Source organism: Mycobacterium sp. SMC-14 (genome assembly GCF_046250075.1).
Classification (GTDB): domain Bacteria; phylum Actinomycetota; class Actinomycetes; order Mycobacteriales; family Mycobacteriaceae; genus Mycobacterium.
This window is the reverse complement of the sequence record NZ_CP176429.1, coordinates 713,068-730,374: the sequence shown is the minus strand read 5'-3', so window position 1 is coordinate 730,374 and position 17,307 is coordinate 713,068. Positions and strand designations below refer to the sequence as shown.

The 17,307-nt window shown below is 66.8% G+C and carries 23 protein-coding genes and 3 tRNA genes; 9 read left to right on the top strand and 17 right to left on the bottom strand.

Translation table 11 applies throughout. The features are described from left to right. Positions 1–4: 4 nt before the first annotated feature. The 3 genes from ACKY0W_RS03500 to ACKY0W_RS03490 all read left to right on the top strand — a co-directional run bounded on the left by ACKY0W_RS03500 (position 5) and on the right by ACKY0W_RS03490 (position 2,938). Complete coding sequence (locus ACKY0W_RS03500) at positions 5–910, top strand: alpha/beta fold hydrolase (protein ID WP_409437634.1); 906 nt, start codon at positions 5–7, stop codon at positions 908–910. A 117-nt stretch (positions 911–1,027) separates the two neighbouring features. Then, positions 1,028–1,891 (top strand): cyclopropane mycolic acid synthase family methyltransferase, encoded by an 864-nt coding sequence (locus ACKY0W_RS03495; RefSeq protein ID WP_409436413.1) that lies wholly within the window; start codon positions 1,028–1,030, stop codon positions 1,889–1,891. Positions 1,892–2,047: 156 nt separating this feature from the next. Next, positions 2,048–2,938, top strand: a complete 891-nt coding sequence (locus ACKY0W_RS03490; RefSeq protein ID WP_409436412.1) for a cyclopropane mycolic acid synthase family methyltransferase — start codon at positions 2,048–2,050, stop codon at positions 2,936–2,938. 64 nt (positions 2,939–3,002) lie between these two features. Here ACKY0W_RS03490 and rplA read toward each other — a convergent pair whose 3' ends face one another. The 11 genes from rplA to ACKY0W_RS03435 form a co-directional block, all read right to left on the bottom strand. Beyond that, entirely contained in the window at positions 3,003–3,710 is a 708-nt protein-coding gene (gene rplA / locus ACKY0W_RS03485) for a 50S ribosomal protein L1 (RefSeq protein WP_409436411.1), read from the bottom strand. A gap of 73 nt (positions 3,711–3,783) precedes the next feature. After that, on the bottom strand, positions 3,784–4,212 hold the full coding sequence (rplK, locus tag ACKY0W_RS03480; protein ID WP_406756298.1) for a 50S ribosomal protein L11: 429 nt from the start codon (positions 4,210–4,212) through the stop codon (positions 3,784–3,786). A gap of 25 nt (positions 4,213–4,237) precedes the next feature. Continuing rightward, on the bottom strand, positions 4,238–5,056 hold the full coding sequence (gene nusG / locus ACKY0W_RS03475) for a transcription termination/antitermination protein NusG (RefSeq protein WP_409436410.1): 819 nt from the start codon (positions 5,054–5,056) through the stop codon (positions 4,238–4,240). A gap of 23 nt (positions 5,057–5,079) precedes the next feature. Next, positions 5,080–5,523, bottom strand: coding sequence for a preprotein translocase subunit SecE (gene secE / locus ACKY0W_RS03470; protein ID WP_406756300.1), 444 nt, complete (start codon positions 5,521–5,523; stop codon positions 5,080–5,082). Positions 5,524–5,600: 77 nt separating this feature from the next. Continuing rightward, positions 5,601–5,673, bottom strand: a tRNA-Trp gene (locus ACKY0W_RS03465). Between the two features lie 159 nt (positions 5,674–5,832). Further along, a complete protein-coding gene (hadC, locus tag ACKY0W_RS03460; protein WP_409436409.1) occupies positions 5,833–6,333 on the bottom strand; it encodes a (3R)-hydroxyacyl-ACP dehydratase subunit HadC in 501 nt (166 codons plus the stop codon). Between the two features lie 12 nt (positions 6,334–6,345). After that, a complete protein-coding gene (gene hadB, locus ACKY0W_RS03455; protein ID WP_409436408.1) occupies positions 6,346–6,774 on the bottom strand; it encodes a (3R)-hydroxyacyl-ACP dehydratase subunit HadB in 429 nt (142 codons plus the stop codon). Further along, on the bottom strand, positions 6,761–7,237 hold the full coding sequence (gene hadA / locus ACKY0W_RS03450) for a (3R)-hydroxyacyl-ACP dehydratase subunit HadA (RefSeq protein ID WP_409436407.1): 477 nt from the start codon (positions 7,235–7,237) through the stop codon (positions 6,761–6,763). Before hadA ends, hadB begins: the two co-directional genes overlap by 14 nt. A gap of 12 nt (positions 7,238–7,249) precedes the next feature. Continuing rightward, entirely contained in the window at positions 7,250–7,417 is a 168-nt protein-coding gene (gene rpmG / locus ACKY0W_RS03445; protein ID WP_024440978.1) for a 50S ribosomal protein L33, read from the bottom strand. Between the two features lie 37 nt (positions 7,418–7,454). Continuing rightward, positions 7,455–7,528, bottom strand: a tRNA-Met gene (locus ACKY0W_RS03440). 39 nt (positions 7,529–7,567) lie between these two features. Next, positions 7,568–7,640 (bottom strand) — tRNA-Thr (locus ACKY0W_RS03435). A gap of 186 nt (positions 7,641–7,826) precedes the next feature. Here ACKY0W_RS03435 and ACKY0W_RS03430 point away from each other — a divergent pair. Together ACKY0W_RS03430 and ACKY0W_RS03425 are read left to right on the top strand one after the other, a co-directional pair. Continuing rightward, the gene (locus tag ACKY0W_RS03430; protein WP_409436406.1) at positions 7,827–8,543 is read left to right on the top strand and encodes an MBL fold metallo-hydrolase; all 717 of its coding nucleotides are present in this window, start codon (positions 7,827–7,829) and stop codon (positions 8,541–8,543) included. Positions 8,544–8,554: 11 nt separating this feature from the next. Next, positions 8,555–9,388: a hypothetical protein gene (locus ACKY0W_RS03425; RefSeq protein WP_406756305.1), complete on the top strand. Its 834-nt coding sequence runs from the start codon at positions 8,555–8,557 to the stop codon at positions 9,386–9,388. A 44-nt stretch (positions 9,389–9,432) separates the two neighbouring features. Here ACKY0W_RS03425 and ACKY0W_RS03420 read toward each other — a convergent pair whose 3' ends face one another. From ACKY0W_RS03420 to ACKY0W_RS03410, 3 genes are read right to left on the bottom strand one after another with little or no spacing between them, the layout of a single operon-like run. Then, positions 9,433–10,479, bottom strand: coding sequence for a patatin-like phospholipase family protein (locus ACKY0W_RS03420; RefSeq protein ID WP_409436405.1), 1,047 nt, complete (start codon positions 10,477–10,479; stop codon positions 9,433–9,435). 10 nt (positions 10,480–10,489) lie between these two features. Further along, positions 10,490–10,951 carry a cyanase gene (cynS, locus tag ACKY0W_RS03415; protein WP_409437633.1) on the bottom strand — a complete coding sequence of 154 codons (462 nt, stop codon included), beginning with the start codon at positions 10,949–10,951 and terminating at the stop codon, positions 10,490–10,492. A gap of 11 nt (positions 10,952–10,962) precedes the next feature. Next, positions 10,963–11,400: an SRPBCC family protein gene (locus ACKY0W_RS03410; RefSeq protein WP_409436404.1), complete on the bottom strand. Its 438-nt coding sequence runs from the start codon at positions 11,398–11,400 to the stop codon at positions 10,963–10,965. Positions 11,401–11,444: 44 nt separating this feature from the next. Here ACKY0W_RS03410 and ACKY0W_RS03405 point away from each other — a divergent pair, with 44 nt between their 5' ends. From ACKY0W_RS03405 to ACKY0W_RS03390, 4 genes are read left to right on the top strand one after another with little or no spacing between them, the layout of a single operon-like run. Further along, complete coding sequence (locus ACKY0W_RS03405; RefSeq protein WP_409436403.1) at positions 11,445–11,957, top strand: redoxin domain-containing protein; 513 nt, start codon at positions 11,445–11,447, stop codon at positions 11,955–11,957. Next, positions 11,954–12,814: a cytochrome c biogenesis CcdA family protein gene (locus ACKY0W_RS03400; RefSeq protein WP_409436402.1), complete on the top strand. Its 861-nt coding sequence runs from the start codon at positions 11,954–11,956 to the stop codon at positions 12,812–12,814. The genes ACKY0W_RS03405 and ACKY0W_RS03400 overlap by 4 nt, the downstream gene beginning before the upstream one ends. A 48-nt stretch (positions 12,815–12,862) precedes the next feature. Beyond that, a complete protein-coding gene (locus ACKY0W_RS03395) occupies positions 12,863–13,378 on the top strand; it encodes a hypothetical protein (protein WP_409436401.1) in 516 nt (171 codons plus the stop codon). After that, entirely contained in the window at positions 13,371–13,988 is a 618-nt protein-coding gene (locus ACKY0W_RS03390) for an RES family NAD+ phosphorylase (RefSeq protein WP_409436400.1), read from the top strand. Before ACKY0W_RS03395 ends, ACKY0W_RS03390 begins: the two co-directional genes overlap by 8 nt. A gap of 254 nt (positions 13,989–14,242) precedes the next feature. Here ACKY0W_RS03390 and ACKY0W_RS03385 read toward each other — a convergent pair whose 3' ends face one another. The 3 genes from ACKY0W_RS03385 to ACKY0W_RS03375 are packed head-to-tail and all read right to left on the bottom strand — an operon-like array spanning position 14,243 to position 17,281. Continuing rightward, positions 14,243–15,001 (bottom strand): class I SAM-dependent methyltransferase, encoded by a 759-nt coding sequence (locus ACKY0W_RS03385; protein ID WP_409436399.1) that lies wholly within the window; start codon positions 14,999–15,001, stop codon positions 14,243–14,245. After that, entirely contained in the window at positions 14,994–16,118 is a 1,125-nt protein-coding gene (locus ACKY0W_RS03380; protein ID WP_409436398.1) for a 6-phosphofructokinase, read from the bottom strand. The genes ACKY0W_RS03385 and ACKY0W_RS03380 overlap by 8 nt, the downstream gene beginning before the upstream one ends. Next, entirely contained in the window at positions 16,115–17,281 is a 1,167-nt protein-coding gene (locus ACKY0W_RS03375) for a zinc-binding dehydrogenase (protein WP_409436397.1), read from the bottom strand. The genes ACKY0W_RS03380 and ACKY0W_RS03375 overlap by 4 nt, the downstream gene beginning before the upstream one ends. Positions 17,282–17,307 lie beyond the last annotated feature (26 nt).

Genomic DNA, 17,307 nt, shown 5'->3' with positions numbered 1-17,307 from the left:
CGTGGTGGAGATGCGCAGCGGCACCGCCCGCTCGGGGGATCTGGACATCTACTACGAGGACATGGGAAACCCCGCGGATCCGCCGGTGCTGCTGGTGATGGGGCTGGGCGCCCAGTTGCTGCTGTGGCGCACCGGGTTCTGCGAGAAGCTGGTCGCGCACGGCTTGCGGGTGATCCGCTACGACAACCGCGACGTCGGCCTGTCCAGCAAGCTGGGCCGCAGTCATGCCCGCGGCGCGCTGGTCCCTCGGATGGCGCGGTTCTGGCTGGGCAAGCCCAGCCCGGCCGTCTACACCCTTGAGGACATGGCCGACGACGCCGCCGCTCTGTTGGATCACCTGGACATCGAGCAGGCGCACGTGGTCGGCGCCTCGATGGGCGGCATGATCGCGCAGGTGTTCGCGGCGCGGTTCGCGGCCCGGACCCGGTCCTTGGCCGTCATCTTCTCCAGCAACAACCGCCGCTTCCTGCCCCCGCCCGCACCGCGGGCGCTGATGGCGCTGCTGACCGGGCCGTCACCGGACTCCCCCCGCGACGTGATCATCGACAACGCGGTACGGGCCAGCCGGATCATCGGCAGCCCCGGCTACCCGACACCGGAAGACCGGCTGCGCGCCAACATCATCGAGGCCTACGAACGCAGTTACTACCCGTGGGGCATCGCCCGGCAGTTCGGCGCCATCTTGGCCAGCGGCAGCCTGGCCGCCTATGACCGGCTGATCACCGCGCCGACCGTGGTCATTCACGGACTGGCCGACAAGCTGATGCGCCCGTCGGGCGGACGGGCCGTCGCCGACGCGGTTGATCGCGCCCGGCTGGTGCTGTTCGAGGGCATGGGCCACGACCTGCCCGAAGAGTTGTGGGATCCGGTGATCAGCGAGCTGACCACGACGTTTGCTACTGCTAAGTAGCTTTGTCGGCGGCTTCGCGGTGGCCCAAACCACACCGAGGTGCTCATAACAGACGGACAACGGTAGTCTGTGCACACCCTCCCCTCTATTTATACAAGATCGCGAGCGAACTGAGCCATGCCGAAATTGGAACCGAAGTACGAAGAACTGCAGTCGATCTACGACATCTCCAACGAGTTCTACGAGCTGTTCCTGGGTCCGACGATGGGCTACACCTGCGGGTTCTACCCGAACAAGGACACCACCTGCGACGAGGCACAGATCGCCAAGTTCGACTTGGCGTTGGGCAAGCTGGGCCTGGAGCCCGGCATGACGCTGCTCGACATCGGCTGCGGTTGGGGGGCCTGCATGCAGCACGCGCTGGAGAAGTACGACGTCAACGTCATCGGACTCACCCTCAGTGGCGAGCAGCGCCAGTACGCGATCGAGAAGCTGTCCAAGGTGGACACCAACCGCAGCATCGAGGTGCGACTGCAGGGCTGGGAGGAGTTCACCGACAAGGTGGACCGGATCGTGTCGATCGGCGCGTTCGAGCACTTCGGCCGCGACCGCTGGCCGGACTTCTTCGACATCACCTACAACGCGCTGCCCGACGACGGTCGGATGCTGCTGCACACCATCACCGCGATCAGCGGGCAGGACGAGGCGCAGGCCAAGGGCATCCCGATGACGATGTCGCTGGCCAAGTTCACCCTGTTCATCATGAGGGAGATCTTCCCCGGCGGGCAGCTTCCGTCGGCATGGTTGCCCCGCAAGTACGCCGCGGACGCCGGTTTCGCCGTGACTCGGGACGACGAGATCGGCCCGCACTACGCACGGACGCTGGAGGACTGGGCGGCGATGTTGCTGGCCAACAAGGAGCGGGCGATCGAGGTGCAGGGTCAGGAGGCCTACGACCGTTTCGACAAGTACCTCAACGGCTGCGTGGAGCTGTTCCGCAACGGCAACACCAGCGTCCACCAGTACACGCTGCAGAAGTAGCAGGGACCGGCCTGCCGCGGGCTCCGGCTTGGCTACATGTCACGTCAACCGTTTCACCCTCGACCCGCTAAGCTGCAACAGTTGACCGGCACGGACGACAAGGCAGTTATCACGTCCGGTCATAGCGGGTTTCATCAGGAAGGCAACCAGTCACAGATGGTGGACAAATCGACCCGGACCGCAGACATGCGCCCGAAATTCGAGAACATCCAGGCCCACTACGACCTGTCCGATGACTTCTTCGCGCTGTTCCAGGACCCGACTCGGATGTACAGCTGTGCGTACTTCGAGCCGCCGGACGCCACCTTGGAAGAAGCCCAACTCGCCAAGCTCGACCTGAACCTGGACAAGCTGGACCTGCGCCCGGGGATGACGCTGCTGGACATCGGTTGCGGCTGGGGTGCGACCATGCAGCGCGCCGTCGAGAAGTACGACGTCAACGTCATCGGCCTGACCCTGTCGAAGAATCAGCACGCCTACTCGCAGAGCCTGCTGGACGCCATCGACACCGACCGGTCACGGCGGGTCCTGCTGCAGGGTTGGGAGCAGTTCCACGAGCCGGTGGACCGGATCGTCTCGATCGAGGCGTTCGAGCACTTCGGTTTCGAGAACTACGACAGCTTCTTCAAGAACAGCTACGACATCATGCCGGCGGACGGCCGGATGACGATCCAGAGCAGCGTGAGCTTCCACCCCTATGAGCTCAACGCGCGCGGCAAGAAGCTGACATTCGAGACCGCGCGGTTCATCAAGTTCATCCTCACCGAGATCTTCCCGGGCGGCCGGCTGCCCACCACCAACATGATGGTGGAACACGGCGAGAAAGCCGGTTTCACTGTGCCCGAGGCGCTTTCGTTGCGGCCGCACTACATCAAGACGCTCAGGATCTGGGGCGACGCACTGGAGGCCCACCACGCCGACGCCGTCGCGATCCAGTCCGAAGAGGTCTACGAGCGCTACATGAAGTACCTGCGCGGCTGCGAGTACTACTTCACCGACGAGGCGCTGGACGTCAGCCTGGTCAGCTACGCCAAACAAGCTGACTAGACCCCCACGGTCACAGCGAAAAGCCCCCGTCACGCGCTAGCGTGCGGGGGCTTTTCGGTATGTCTTATTCGGCCGCGAAGTTGCGGGTGACGGCCGGGTCCACCGGAATGCCGGGGCCGGTGGTCGTCGAAATGGTGACCTTCTTGAGGTAGCGGCCCTTGGACGACGACGGCTTGAGCCGCAGCACCTCGTCGAGGGCGGCGCCGTAGTTCTCCGCCAGCTTCGCCTCTTCGAACGACGCCTTGCCGATCACGAAGTGCAGGTTGGCCTGCTTGTCGACACGGAAGTTGATCTTGCCGCCCTTGATGTCGGCGACGGCCTTGGCGACGTCCGGGGTGACGGTGCCGGTCTTGGGGTTGGGCATCAGGCCACGCGGGCCCAGCACGCGGGCGATGCGGCCCACCTTGGCCATCTGGTCCGGGGTGGCGATCGCGGCGTCGAAGTCTAGAAAACCACCTTGTATCCGCTCAATGAGGTCGTCGCTACCGACAACATCAGCTCCCGCGGCGATGGCCTGCTCGGCCTTCTCACCGACCGCGAACACCGCCACGCGGGCGGTCTTGCCGGTGCCGTGCGGCAGGTTGACGGTGCCGCGGACCATCTGGTCGGCCTTACGCGGGTCGACGCCGAGCCGGATGGCCACCTCGACGGTGGCGTCCTGCTTGGTCGACGACGTCTCCTTGGCCAGCTTGGCGGCGGCCAGCGGGGTGTAGAGGTTGTCGCGGTCCACCTTCTCGGCGGCAGCGCGGTAGGCCTTGCTGGTCTTGCTCATGGGTTATCCAATCTCAGATGGTTGGTCGTGGTGAAAGTCGGGCCGAAGCTGGCCCTCCCACGGGTGCTGCTAACTACTCGACGGTGATGCCCATGGAGCGGGCGGTACCGGCGATGATCTTGGCTCCGGCCTCAATGTCGTTGGCGTTGAGGTCGGCCTTCTTGGTCTCGGCGATCTCGCGCACCTGGTCCCAGGACACCTTGGCGACCTTGGTCTTGTGCGGTTCAGCCGAGCCCTTGGCGATACCGGCGGCCTTGAGCAGCAGCCGCGCCGCGGGCGGGGTCTTGAGCGCAAAGGTGAAGCTGCGGTCCTCGTAGACGGTGATCTCCACGGGGATGACGTTGCCGCGCTGGCTCTCCGTCGCGGCGTTGTACGCCTTGCAGAACTCCATGATGTTCACGCCGTGCTGACCAAGCGCGGGTCCGACCGGCGGCGCGGGGTTGGCCTCGCCAGCCTTGATCTGAAGCTTGATCAGCCCGGCGACCTTCTTCTTCGGGGCCATGAGGGGGTGTTTCCTTTCCTACGTACTAAATCTTCGAGACCTGGTTAAAGGCCAGTTCCACTGGTGTCTCGCGACCGAAGATGGACACCAACACCTTGAGCTTCTGCTGTTCGGCGTTGACCTCGCTGATCGAGGCGGGCAGCGTGGCGAACGGACCGTCCATGACGGTGACCGACTCGCCGACCTCGTAGTCGACCTCGATGATCGGCCGCTCCAGACCGCCTTCGCTTGCAGCGGTGCTCACCGCACCCGCTCCGCCCCGGGCTTGCTTCTTGGCCGCGCCCTGCGGCAGCAGGAACTTGACCACGTCGTCCAGCGGGAGCGAGGTCGGCCGCGAGGTGGCGCCGACGAACCCGGTCACACCGGGGGTGTTGCGCACCGCCGACCAGGAATCGTCGGTGAGGTCCATCCGAACCAGGATGTAGCCCGGCAGCACCTTGCGGTTGACCTGCTTGCGCTGGCCGTTCTTGATCTCGGTGACCTCTTCGGTGGGAACCTCCACCTGGAAGATGTAGTCGCCGACGTCAAGGTTCTGCACGCGGGTTTCGAGGTTGGCTTTCACCTTGTTCTCGTAGCCGGCGTAGGAGTGGATGACGTACCAGTCGCCCGGCTTGGAGCGCAGTTCGGCTTTCAGCGCCACCGCTGGGTCGAGTTCCTCGGCCGACTCGTCCTGGGCCGCCTCGGCGGACTCGGTGGCCCCAGACTCGGGAGCCTCGGGGGCCTCAGTGGCCTCAGCCTCGGCAGACTCGGTGGCCTCCACCGCGGAGTCCTCAGCGGGACCCTCGGTGGTCTCCGCCACGTCGACCGGCTCGCCCGCAGGCGTATCGCCGTCGAAGGTAGTCACGGTTGTCAGTCCTTCCTATAACTTCACTCGCCGAACACCAGCAGCACGAGCCGGGCCCATCCGTAGTCTGCCCCGGCGACCAACGCCACCATGAAGACCAGGAAGGCCAGCACCACCGCGGTGTAGGTGACCATCTGCTTGCGGTTCGGCCAGATCACCTTGCGAAGTTCGCCGACGACCTGCTTGAGGAAGTTCAGAACGAAGACGAACGGGTTGCGCGAGGGCCCTTCCGCCTTCTTCTTCGCCTTCTTCTTCTTGGCCTTCGCGGCGTCGTCGGCGTCCAATTCGGTAGCCGTGGATTCCACGTCGTCGCCACCATCGCCTGCACCACGACGCGAACGCTTGCCGGTAGGTCGCAGCGGGTCGCCGACCTGCCTGCTCACCACGGCCGTGCGACTGCTGCGGCCGGATTCGGCATCGCTGTCGCCGTCGGCTGCGGCGTCGGGACGGTCGAGCTCGTCGGTCACCGCATGCTCCTTCGTTGTTCGCGCTTACCTCGTTGCCGTTCCGCGCATGGTGTCCAGTGTCCACCATGGCACGTCAGCAGGGGCGACAGGACTTGAACCTGCAACCTGCGGTTTTGGAGACCGCTGCTCTGCCAGTTGAGCTACGCCCCTTCGCGGTTGGCGCACCAACCTGCGGGTCCGGGAGCTTCACCTGTGCGCCGTCGCCGGCTCACACAATTCGCGCGCCCCCCGTTCGCCTCACGGAAAGCGCGCTAATGCTGGGAAAACCCCGAGGTCCCAGTGTACCTCGCCGCAACGGCCAGTTACTAATCAGGCTGTTCGGACGACCTGACCGGATTCGGCGTCCCACCGAAGGTTCACCGAATCGTCGCCGTCGTGACCCATCATCGTCGTGAACGCTTCGAGCACCACATCGCCATGCTGGTTGGTCAAGATATTGCGGGTCGTCACGATGTCAGCACCGAAACGCTCGACCACCGAGGCGATCTCCATCCGGGCGTAAAGCGTGTCGCCGGCCTTGATCGGCTTGATGTATTTGAAGCCCTGGTCCACCTGGACCATCTGCATGGTGGTGTAGCCGGTGTCGACGTGGCGGAAGAAGTCGGACTGCACCAGCTTCGCCAGAATCGCCACGAAGGTCAGCGGCGCCACCAGCGAGTCGTGGCCCAGCTTGGCCGCCTCCGCCTCGTCGAAGCAGGCGGAGTCCTCAGCCTTGATAGACCGGGCGAACTCGCGGATCTTCTCGCGGCCCACCACGAAAGACTCGGGGTAGCGCCAGATCATGCCCCGGATATCAGTTTTGATCGCCATCGCTGCGCGCCCCTAGGCCAGCTTGGCGGAAGCGACCGCCCGTCCGAAGATCTTCTTGCCACCGGTGGTGGCGGTGAGCGCAATGGTCACCGTCTTCGATTCGGAGTCGACAGATTTCACCCGACCGCTGAAGGTGATCTCAGCGCCCTTGCCATCGTTGGGCACCGGCACCACGGCGGTGAAGCGCACGTTGTATTCGGTCACCGCGCCCGGGTCACCGACCCAGCCCGTGACGTAGCCGCCACCGAGCCCCATGGTCAGCATGCCGTGGGCGATCGCGGTGTCCAGACCGACCTGCTGGGCGATCTCGTCGTCCCAGTGGATCGGGTTCAGGTCGCCGGACACACCGGCGTAGTTCACCAGATCCTGCCGCGACAGCGGAATGACCCGCTCGGGCAGCTGATCGCCGACCTTGACCGAACTGAACTCACGCAACGCCATCGGTGAAACCCTTATCTCCCTCGCCGGCGCGGCCCGCCAACGTCGTATATGTCTTCTGCACGATTTCACCGGCGTGGTTGGTGACCACCTGCTGGGTCACGATGATGTCGGTGCCGTGTGCACGGCGAACGGATTCCACCGACACATCGCAGTAGAGTCGGTCGCCTTCCTTGATCGCCCGGTGAAACTCGATCTTCTGGTCGACCTGGACGATCTGAGCGTCGTCGGTGGTGACACCGCAATGTTCGAAGAAACCCGATATCGCCATGTGCCCGAACACCGAGATGAAGGTCAGAGGGGCCGCCAGCCCGTCGTAGCCGAGGTCAGCTGCCGCCCGCAGATCGAGGCTTGCCGGGTCCATCGCCTTGACCGCGCGCGTGTACTCGCGGATTTTCTCCCGTTCCACGTCGTAGTGGTCGGGATAGCGGTAGTGCGCCCCGGCGAGGCGGTCGGCCAACGACACGGTCGGCCTACCTTAGCGAGATTCGCGGTGCGACTCGTGCTTGCCGCAGTTGGGGCAGAATTTCTTCAGCTCCAGCCGGTCGGGGTCGTTACGGCGGTTCTTCTTGGTGATGTAGTTGCGGTGCTTGCACACCTCACAGGCCAAGGTGATCTTCGGCCGCACATCAGTACTGGAGGCCACGTCTGTTGTCCTTCTTCACATGTTGTATTGCTTGCAGTAGCGGTGGGGAGGCTCGATCTCCCGACCTCACGATTATGAGTCGTGCGCTCTAACCAGCTGAGCTACACCGCCCCGATCGGCGCTAGTCGGCGCACCGACTGGCGTCCACCGAGCCCCCTAACGGAATCGAACCGTTGACCTTTTCCTTACCATGGAAACGCTCTGCCGACTGAGCTAAGGGGGCCTTCACCTACAGCGACCCGTTGGGCGCTGCAAGCCTGTAGAAGGTTACAACCTCGCCCACGAGGTCACCAAACCGCGACGACAGACGCTGGCCAGAGCCTGCTGACTTAAGGGCGGCTACGCGTCGACGACCTGCGCCGCCCGGCTTCGCCGCGCTTGCAATCGCCGCTGCTTTAGGCTGGAGGGCGTGCCCGAATCCGACCGGCTGTATTTCCGCCAGCTGCTCTCTGGACGCGATTTCGCGGCCGGCGACCCGATGGCCGCCCAGATGCGCAACTTCGCCTACCTCATCGGCGACCGGCAGACCGGCGACGCCGTAGTGGTCGACCCGGCCTACGCCGCCGGTGATCTGCTGGACGCGCTCGAGGCCGACGGTATGCGACTGTCCGGGGTGCTGGTCACCCATCACCACCCCGATCACGTCGGCGGCAAGATGATGGGCTTCGAGCTCAAGGGGCTCGCCGAGCTACTGGAGCGAGTCAGCGTTCCGGTGCACGTGAATACCCATGAGGCACAGTGGGTTTCACGGGTGACTGACATTCCGATGACGGACCTGACTGCGCACGATCACGGCGACAGGGTCAGCGTCGGTGACATCGACATCGAGCTGCTGCACACGCCCGGTCACACCCCGGGCAGCCAGTGTTTCCTGCTGGACGGTCGGTTGGTCGCCGGCGACACCTTGTTCCTGGAGGGCTGCGGCCGAACCGATTTCCCGGGCGGCGATTCCGACGAGATGTACCGCAGCCTGCAGCAGTTGGCCGCACTACCGGGCGACCCGACGGTGTTCCCCGGCCACTGGTATTCGGCGGACCCGAGCGCGGCACTTTCCGAAGTCAAGCGATCCAACTACGTATTCAGCGCCGCAAGTCTGGACCGGTGGCGCATGCTGATGGGCGGATGAGGGGATAGCTGATGGGATCAGTTGAGGACCGCTTGTACGACGTCGCGCACGCGGGCGCGGATGCCTGGCTGGCTTGGGCCGCATGGCTGGCCATCGGTATCACCGTGCTGGCACTGTTCTATTTGAACCGTCAACTGCAGCGCAACCGCCGGCTGGCCGCCGAGCAGACCCGCCCGCACGTGGCGATGTTCATGGAGCCGCACGCCGCCGACTGGCACGTCATCGAGCTGGTGGTCCGCAACTTCGGCAAGACCGCCGCCTATGACATCCGGTTTTCGTTCGACCAGCCCCCCACCGTGGCGCGCTACGAAACCGCCTCGGACGGCTACGCCGACGTGGTCGCGCTGCAGCTGCCCGAGGAACTGACGGTGCTGGCGCCCAACCAGGAGTGGCGCACCGTATGGGACTCGGCGATCGATCGGGCCGAGCTCGGCGAGGGCATCGAGTCGCGGTTCACCGGGACGGTCAGCTACGCCAACAGCCCCGACGAGCCGAAGGGCTGGTTCGGGCGGCGCGGCAAACAACCTCGGTACGAGAACAAGGTGGCGCTCGACTGGAAAGACCTGCCCCCGGTGCGGCGGGTCGAGTTGATGACGACGCACGACCTGGCCAAGCGGGAGAAGCAGAAGCTGGAGCTGCTGCGCAGTCTGCTCAGCTACTTCCACTACGCCAGCAAAGAGACCCGCCCGGACGTGTTCCGCGGCGAGATCGAGCGGATCAACGGGGCGGCCCGCGAGATCCAGGACCGGTTGCGCGGTCGCGAGCAGCTGGAGGCTTCCGGCAACACCGACATCACCGTGCGGCTGGGCGACGCCAGCGCCGAGTTGGGCAAGCACCGCACCTGAACCCGGAGGTTCAGCGAAGCTGGAACCGCCGCACAAACCCGGTATCAGTCGGTTCCGGCTGTGCTTGGGTAGTGCGACGCCCGGAAGCGCCGCAGATAGGCCGCCCAGTCCCAGGTCGACAGGAACTCGCTCGCGGCGGTGTAGCCGTTGTCGTAGAGCTTCTCGAGCCGGTCACGGGAGATGCCGAAGTCCAGCACGCTGACATCGGTGGAGTTGACCTTGATCGCGCGCACACTGACCCACGGCTGGTTCAGGTAGGTCTGGTCGTGGCCGACCAGCATGGTGCTGATCAGGTTCTCCAGCAGCAGTGACTGTCCGAACAGCCGCAGCGGCCGCAACACCGGGACCATGGCACCGATGCCGTCGGACATCTCCGGGACGACCGTGACCCCGAACGTGGGCCATAGCGGCGCCCGGCCGTCGAGCCGGTCGAAGGTGTAGATCGGGAAGTTCGACAGCACTCCACCGTCGACCAGGGTGGATCGCAGCCCGCCGGCGCTGGTCAGCGTCACCGGACGGTAGAAGAACGGGACGGCCATCGAGGCGCGCACCGCATCGGCGACGGACTGCTCGTCGGGATCGAGCCCGTACACCCGCCGGTAGTCCCACGGCAGCCGCACCAGCTGCCCGGTCGTCACATCGGTGACGGTGACCACGGCGCGGTAGCGACGCTCGGGCATCAGGTTGTCGGCGTGGTAGGCCAGATCTCCCCAGGTGCTCACCCCCAGATTCGCCAGCTCACTGCGGATCCAATCGTGCGCGACGTCGCCGCGGTAGAGCGCACTGTCGCGCAGGAACCCCCACACCGGCCCGACCAGCGGGATGGGCGCCGCGTCGCGCCAGGTATGCAGCGGAACCGACAGGGCCAGATCCTTCACCTGCGCCGCGGTCAGCTGGTCGCCCTGGGCGGCAGCGGCCAGAATCGTGCCCACCACCGAGCCGCCGGACACCCCGGAGATGCGCTGCACCGAATAGCCGGCGTCCATCAGGGCGACCACCGCTCCGACCAGCCCGACGAAGCGCACTCCCCCGCCGGACAGCACCAGGTCGGCGGTCAGTGGCGGGGTGTCGCGCGCTCCACGAGTGGCCATCGATTGGCGCTCAGTCCGCTGAGTTCCATTCGTAGGGAAGGAATTTACCGTCGAAGGTGATCACCACCCGGTCACCGCCCGGATGGGGTTTGCGCTCGACGTCCATGCTGAAGTTGATGGCGCTCATGATGCCGTCGCCGAACTGCTCGTGGATCAGCTCCTTGATCGCCGGGCCGTAGACGCCCACCGCTTCGTAGAGCCGGTAGATGGTCGGGTCGGTGGGAGGCGCGGCGAGCCCGCCGCGCATCGGTACCGCGGCCAGCACCGGCACCACCGCCGGGTCCAGTCCGAGCAGGCCGGCCAGGACCGTGCCCGACTCGGCGGGAATGGGATGCTGGCCCAGCAGTGCCGAGGTGGTCCACACGACCGGCTTGTCGATTGCGTCGGCCAACTCCTGCCAGGTCAGCCCCTTGGCGAGGCGGGCGGCGATGATCTGCTCGGTGATCTGGCTTCGGTTCATGGCTTCCAGCATGCCCGGCTTGGTCACGCTTCGAAATAGCGACGCAGGTTGTCCCACATCGCGGCGTGCGAGCTGCCGCCGTCGCGCAGCACGGTCTTCATCAACATCCGTGGCGCGCTGATGTCGACGTGCTCGTGCAGCCTGGTGCCGCCGGCATGGGGGCGAACCGTCATGGTGGACCACATCTCGATACCGGGCCGCTGCAGGGTGTGGGTCTGGATCTCGCCGGGTGCGCAAGTACGCAGTTCCACCCGGCAGGTGAACCGGATCGGTATTCCGTACAGGCGCATGCGATGCGGGGCCAGGTACCGGGTCATTCCGTCGGCGCCGCCCGGGATCTGCCGCACGTCCACCAGCATCGGATGCAGGGCTTCGTAGTTCACCAGGTCGGCCAGAAACGCCGCCACGGTGTCCGGCGGCGCAGCGATGTCGGCGGTGTGCTCCAGGCTTCCGCGTGCCATGGCAGAACCTTAGCCTCGCAGGATCCGGTGGCATACTCGCCGGTATGCCGCATGACAAGGCCCCTGGGCGTCGCCGATCGGCCGTACTGCTCATGGCTGTGGCGGCGATAGCCGTACTGATCTTCGGCTGCGGGTCGCAAACCCGGGCCGAGAACGCCCAACTCGATTTCGCTGCCCAAACCCTCGACGGCCGACCGTTTTCCGGTGCGAGCCTGGTCGGCAGGCCGGCCGTGTTGTGGTTCTGGGCGCCCTGGTGTCCACTCTGCCAGCGCGACGCACCGATGGTCGCCCGGCTGGCCGCCGCACACCCCAAGGTGACGTTCGTCGGCGTTGGCGCACAGGACCGGCTGGACGCGTTGCGGGCATTCGCCGCCAAGTACGGCGTCGACGAGTTCACCGAGTTGGCCGACACCGACGCCGTGGTGTGGTCCCGGTTCGGCGTGACCCGACAACCCGCGTACGCCTTCATCAAGTCGGACGGACGGGTCGAAGTGGTGACGGGCTCGCTGGCCGAGGCCGAGCTGAACAGGCGACTGCAGGCCCTGACGGGTTCGTGATCGACACCGCCTCACTCAGTTTCGCCCTGGGAGCGGGGCTGGTTGCGGCATTGAACCCCTGCGGATTCGCGTTTCTGCCCGGCTATCTGGGCCTGGTGATCGCCGCCAGCCGGGACACCTCACGCCCGGTCGCGCTGACCCGGGCAGCCGTGGCGACCGTGGTCATGGCGACCGGATTCCTGACGGTGTTCGGGATCTTCGGACTGGCCGTCTCACCGTTGATCGCTTCGGCGCAGAGGTATCTGCCGTTCGCCACCGTGGTGATCGGCGTGGCACTGCTGGCGATGGGCGCCTGGCTGGTGTCCGGCCGCGACATCGCCGTGCTACTGCCCAACACGGCGGGCGGCACACCCACGGCGCGCCTGGGATCGATGTACGGCTACGGCGTCGGCTATGCCGTGGCATCCCTGTCTTGCACGATCGCGCCGTTTCTGGCGGTGATCAGCACGACCTTCCGGCAGGGCTCGACGATGTCCGGCGTGCTGGCGTTCGTCGCCTACGCGGCCGGCATGAGCATCACCGTGGGCGTTGCCGCGCTGGCGGTGGCGTTGGCGGGCTCTGCTGCCAGCTCGGCGTTGCGGCGGGTGCTGCCGTATGTGGGACGGATCGCGGGGTTGATCGTGTTGCTGACCGGGTTGTACGTCAGCTACTACGGCTACTACGAGATCCGGCTGTACTTCGCCGAGGGAGACGCCGATGATCCGGTGATCGGTGCGGCGGGAGCAGTGCAGTCCTGGTTCGCCGATCGGGTCGACACGCTGGGCGTGTGGCCGCTGCTGGGCGCGCTCGTCGCGCTGACGGCCGGCGCACTGGGCTGGCGCGCGCTGAGACGCCGGCGCGGGCCCACTCCCGAATAATTGTTTCGATTGTTTCAATCCTAGGCCGCGGCGAGTAGTATCGAGCGCATGCCCATCGCCGTCGCCCCGATCGCCCGTCAGGTCGCCGAACGCGCCCGCGCCGACGCCGGGTTCGCCCTTGTCCTCGACGCGCTGCTAGAGGCACCCACCGCACCGCAGGGCACGTTGGAGCGCATCGCCGCCCACGCCCTGAACGATCAGCGCCGCGCTGCCCTCGTCGACGACTTCGTCGCCGGAGCGCTGCCCACCCCGAAGGTCCAAGACCTCCTGCGACTGGGCACGCCCCAGGCGGTGCACCGGTTGCGCAGCCGAGGCAAGCTCATCGGCGCGGCCGTGGGCAACCAGACCTGGTTCCCGGCCTGGCAATTCGACGACGCCCGGCTGCGCCCCGAGCTGCCCGAGATCCTGGAACTGCTGTGCCGGTTCACCACCGACCCGCTGGCCGCCGACCGCATCATGCGGCTCACTCATGACGAGTTGGGCGGCGTCTCGATCGCCGAGGCGCTGCGCCACAGCGAGACCGCGCCGGCCGCGCGTCGCCTGCTCATCTCGCTCGGTGCCTGACCTCCCCGCCGGATATCGGGCGCCGCTGCCCGATGCCCGGCCCAGTGGACTGCGCCGCCGCCGGATCGCCGCCGGAACACAGCTGTGGCGCCTGGACGCCGAGCAGCCCGACCAGTGGACCTGGGACGGGTTCGACCAACCACGTTATCGCTTCGACCCGCCATCGGGCGGGTTCCGTACCCGTTACGCGGCAACCGATCTCGTCGGCGCGTTCCGAGAACGCTACCGACTGACCGGGCTGATGATCCCCGGCGATCACGCCCGTCACCACCTGGTGCGCCTGTCCGCTGCCCGCCACCTGCGAGTGCTCGATCTGCGCACCGAGCGCAACCTGGATGCGCTCGGCGTCGACGACCAGATCAGCACCGGCCAGCACGACGCGGTGTGGGCCACCTGCCAGCACCTGGCAGATGCCGTACGGCGCTGGTGGCCCGAGCCCGACGAGTGCCCGGACGCGATCGTCTACCGCTCGCGCACCACTCCCGAGACGTCGGTCAACTACGCGTTCTTCGATGTCGAGGCATTCGCCGTCGAGTGCTGGCCTCTCGCGGAACGCCCCGATGTGACCGCGGATCTGGTTCTGCGGCAAGGATTTACCGTCGCGTACTGATCCCGCGTATTAGCGCGGCGTGACCGCACCGCCCCAGCTGTCCCAGCTGTCACAGCCCGGGAGGATGTGGACGTGTGCCCGCCTCTGAGCGACAACGTCGGTTATGTCAACTCATGTCTTGGCTCGCCGGCGACCAATTTCCCGCCAGTACCCCTGCCACGGCCTGACATAACGCCACTTGTCGCTCAGAGGCGGGCACACACCACACCGCCGCCCCCGCGTGGCGCGTGAGACGGACGTGACCAAGCCCGGGCTCAGCCGGGTTTCGTTGCGGTGACCAGCCGGGTCGATGCCCACGGCCCGCCATACCACATTCGCCAACCCAGGTTGCGCCACGTCACGTCACGCCAACCGATTTCACGCAGTTGGGCGGCGTGGTGGCGGATCTCCCACAGGTCGGCGATGGCCAACCGGCCGCCGGGCCGCAGCACCCGGGCCGCCTCGGCCAGCGCACGCCGGCGGCCCTCGCGGGACCCGATGTTGTGGATCGCCAGGTTGGACACCACCACGTCGACGCTGGCGTCGGGAAGCGGCAGCGCGGTCATGTCGCCGGTGCGCACCTCGATCCGGTCGGCGACGCCTTCCAGTGCGGCGTTGGACAGGGTGGCATCAGCCGAGTTGTCGGTCTGGTCGGCCTGCCACAGGTCGACTCCGATCGCCCGCCCGTCGGGCAGCCGTTTGGCTGCGGCGATCAACACCGCACCTCGCCCACATCCCATGTCCAGCACCGTTTCGTCGCCGCGCAGCCGCAACCCGTCCAGGACGTCGTCCCACACCGCGAACTTGCCGGACCGCGTCGCGTGCCAGAACAGCCCAACCTGGGCCAGGATGCCGGCGTCGAGGACCAATGCCACCGCCCCGGCCCACTGTGGACCGCGAGCCAGGGCGAAGCCGCCGTAGATCGCCAGCGCAGCGCACCCGATCGCCAGGGCGGCGAGCTGCCCGCCGAGCGAGACCCGGTGAAACGACCCGTCGATGCCGTAGTCGCCGCGACGGTGTGGCGCCTCAGTCATGGCGGAGGCCCTCGTCGCCGAACCTGATACCCAGGTCTCGGGCGGTCTGGATCGAGTCACAGTCCAGCGGCACGGTCTTCTGTCGGCGGGTGGCCTGCGCCAAGGGCACGTAATCCACCGTCGGCGGGTTGAGTGCCACCATCACCCCGCTGTGCCCCTCGTCGAGGGCCCGCACCGCGGCAGCGCCGAACCGAAGCCCCAGCAGCCGGTCCACCGACGAGGGCGAGCCGCCACGCAACAGGTGCCCGAGCACGACGGCGCGAGACTCGCGCCCGGTGAGCGCCTCGAGTTCGGCGGCAACTTTGGCGCCCACGCCGCCCAGGCGTTCAGCCTGGCCCACCGCCTTGCCCGCCACGGTGAGTTCGCCATCCACCGGTTTGGCGCCTTCGGCGACACAGACAATGGAGTACGTCGAACCGCGTTGTGCGCGTTCGTTGATCAGCTCGGCCACCGGCTCGAGCCGATACGGGAACTCCGGGAGCAAGATGGCATGCACCCCGGACGCCAGCCCGGCGTGCAGCGCGATCCAGCCGGCGTAGCGGCCCATCACCTCCACCACGATGATGCGGCTGTGCGAGGTCGCGGTGGGAAACAACCGATCGATGCACTCCGAGGCGAAGTCGACCGCGCTGTCGAATCCGAACGTCGCCGCGGTGCACTCCAGATCGTTGTCGATGGTCTTGGGTACGCCGACCAGCCGCAGCCCGGCCTCATGCAGGTGGTGGCCGATCGCCAGGGAGCCGTCGCCGCCGATGGTGATCAACGCATCGATCTCGTGCTGCGCGATGCGCTGCAGCACCTCGTCGGTACGGTCCTGTTCATTCCAGCTGCCATCAGGCTGCTGCACCGGGTAGGCGATCGGATTGCCGCGATTGGTGCTGCCCAGGATGGTGCCGCCCTGGTGGATGATGCCGCGCACCCGGTCACGGGTCAGCTCGATCAGCCCGCCGTCGGGGTAGTCCTCACCCAGCAGCAGCCCGTTGTAGCCGTCGCGGATCCCGACCACATCCCAGCCCCGGCTTCGGCCGGCCAGGGTGGCGGCGTAGATGACGGCGTTCAGGCCGGGTGCGTCACCGCCACCAGTGCTGATCGCGATGCGCTTGATGCTCGCCGTCACGCGTCGACCTCCTGCACCGGGCTCTTGGGATCGATCAGGATCTTGGCGTGCTGGGCCGGGTCGCCCAGCACGTCGAACGCGTCCGCCACCCCGCCCAGTCCGACCGTGCCGGTGATCAGCGGCGAAACGTCGACCTTGCCCTCGGCGATCATGTGCAGGGTGTCGCGGAATTCCATTGGTGTGTAGCCCAATACGAACCGAAGGTCGGTTTCCTTGTTGATCGCGATCGCGGGCCGGATCGCGTCGGTTCCCATGCAGACCCCGACCACCACCACCCGGGAGAACAGTGGAGCGCCGGCGATGACGCCGTCGATGACACCGGGCACCCCTACGCACTCGAAGATCACCGGACGGTTGGGCGTGGCGGCGCCGACGGCTTCGGCGGCCCGCCAGACATGCCACCAGGGCAGCCGTGCCTTGTACAGCTTTTCGACCGTGCCCACCGCCAGGCCCAGCGCATCCGGCGCCTTCTCCAGGTGACCGTGACCGGCCGCCGCGGCATACGGCGAGTCCTGTGCCGGGTCGACAACGATGTCGGCGCCGCACCGCGTGGCCAACGCGCGGCGGCCGGGTGAGAAGTCGCTGGCGATCACCGTGCGCACGCCACGCGCCTTGAGCATGCACACCACCGCCAGGCCGATCGGTCCACAGCCGATCACGATCGCCACGTCTCGCTTGCGCACCTCGCCGCGCCGCACGGCATGCCAGGCCACCGCCATCGGCTCGGTGAGCGCGGCCGCCTCCGCCGACAGCCCGTTGGGAACCGGCAGAGTCAGCGACTGCTCGACGAGCATCTGCTCGGCGTAGCCTCCCGGCGCCGATTCCGACAGCCCCACCGCGTGGACAGCATCGCCGCGCCGCAACAGCGGCAGTGCGACCACCCGGGTGCCCGGGCGCGGCGCCTTGCGGGTGCGGGGGCCGTGGTCGAGTACTTCGCCGCAGACTTCGTGCCCGAGCACCACCCGCTGATCCGAGCGCATGAAGCCGTCGTATCCGGTCAAGGCCATGACATCGGCGACCTCGTCGCAGTGCTGGCGAGCGTGCAGATCCGATCCGCAGATGCCGCACCGCAGCACGTCGATGAGCAGCTGGCCTCTGGCCGGGGTCGGAGTCGGTAGGTCGACGACCTCGAGTTCGCTGTTAGTGCAGCTGACGGCTTTCACGGTTTCCAGCCTACGAGGGCGCCGGG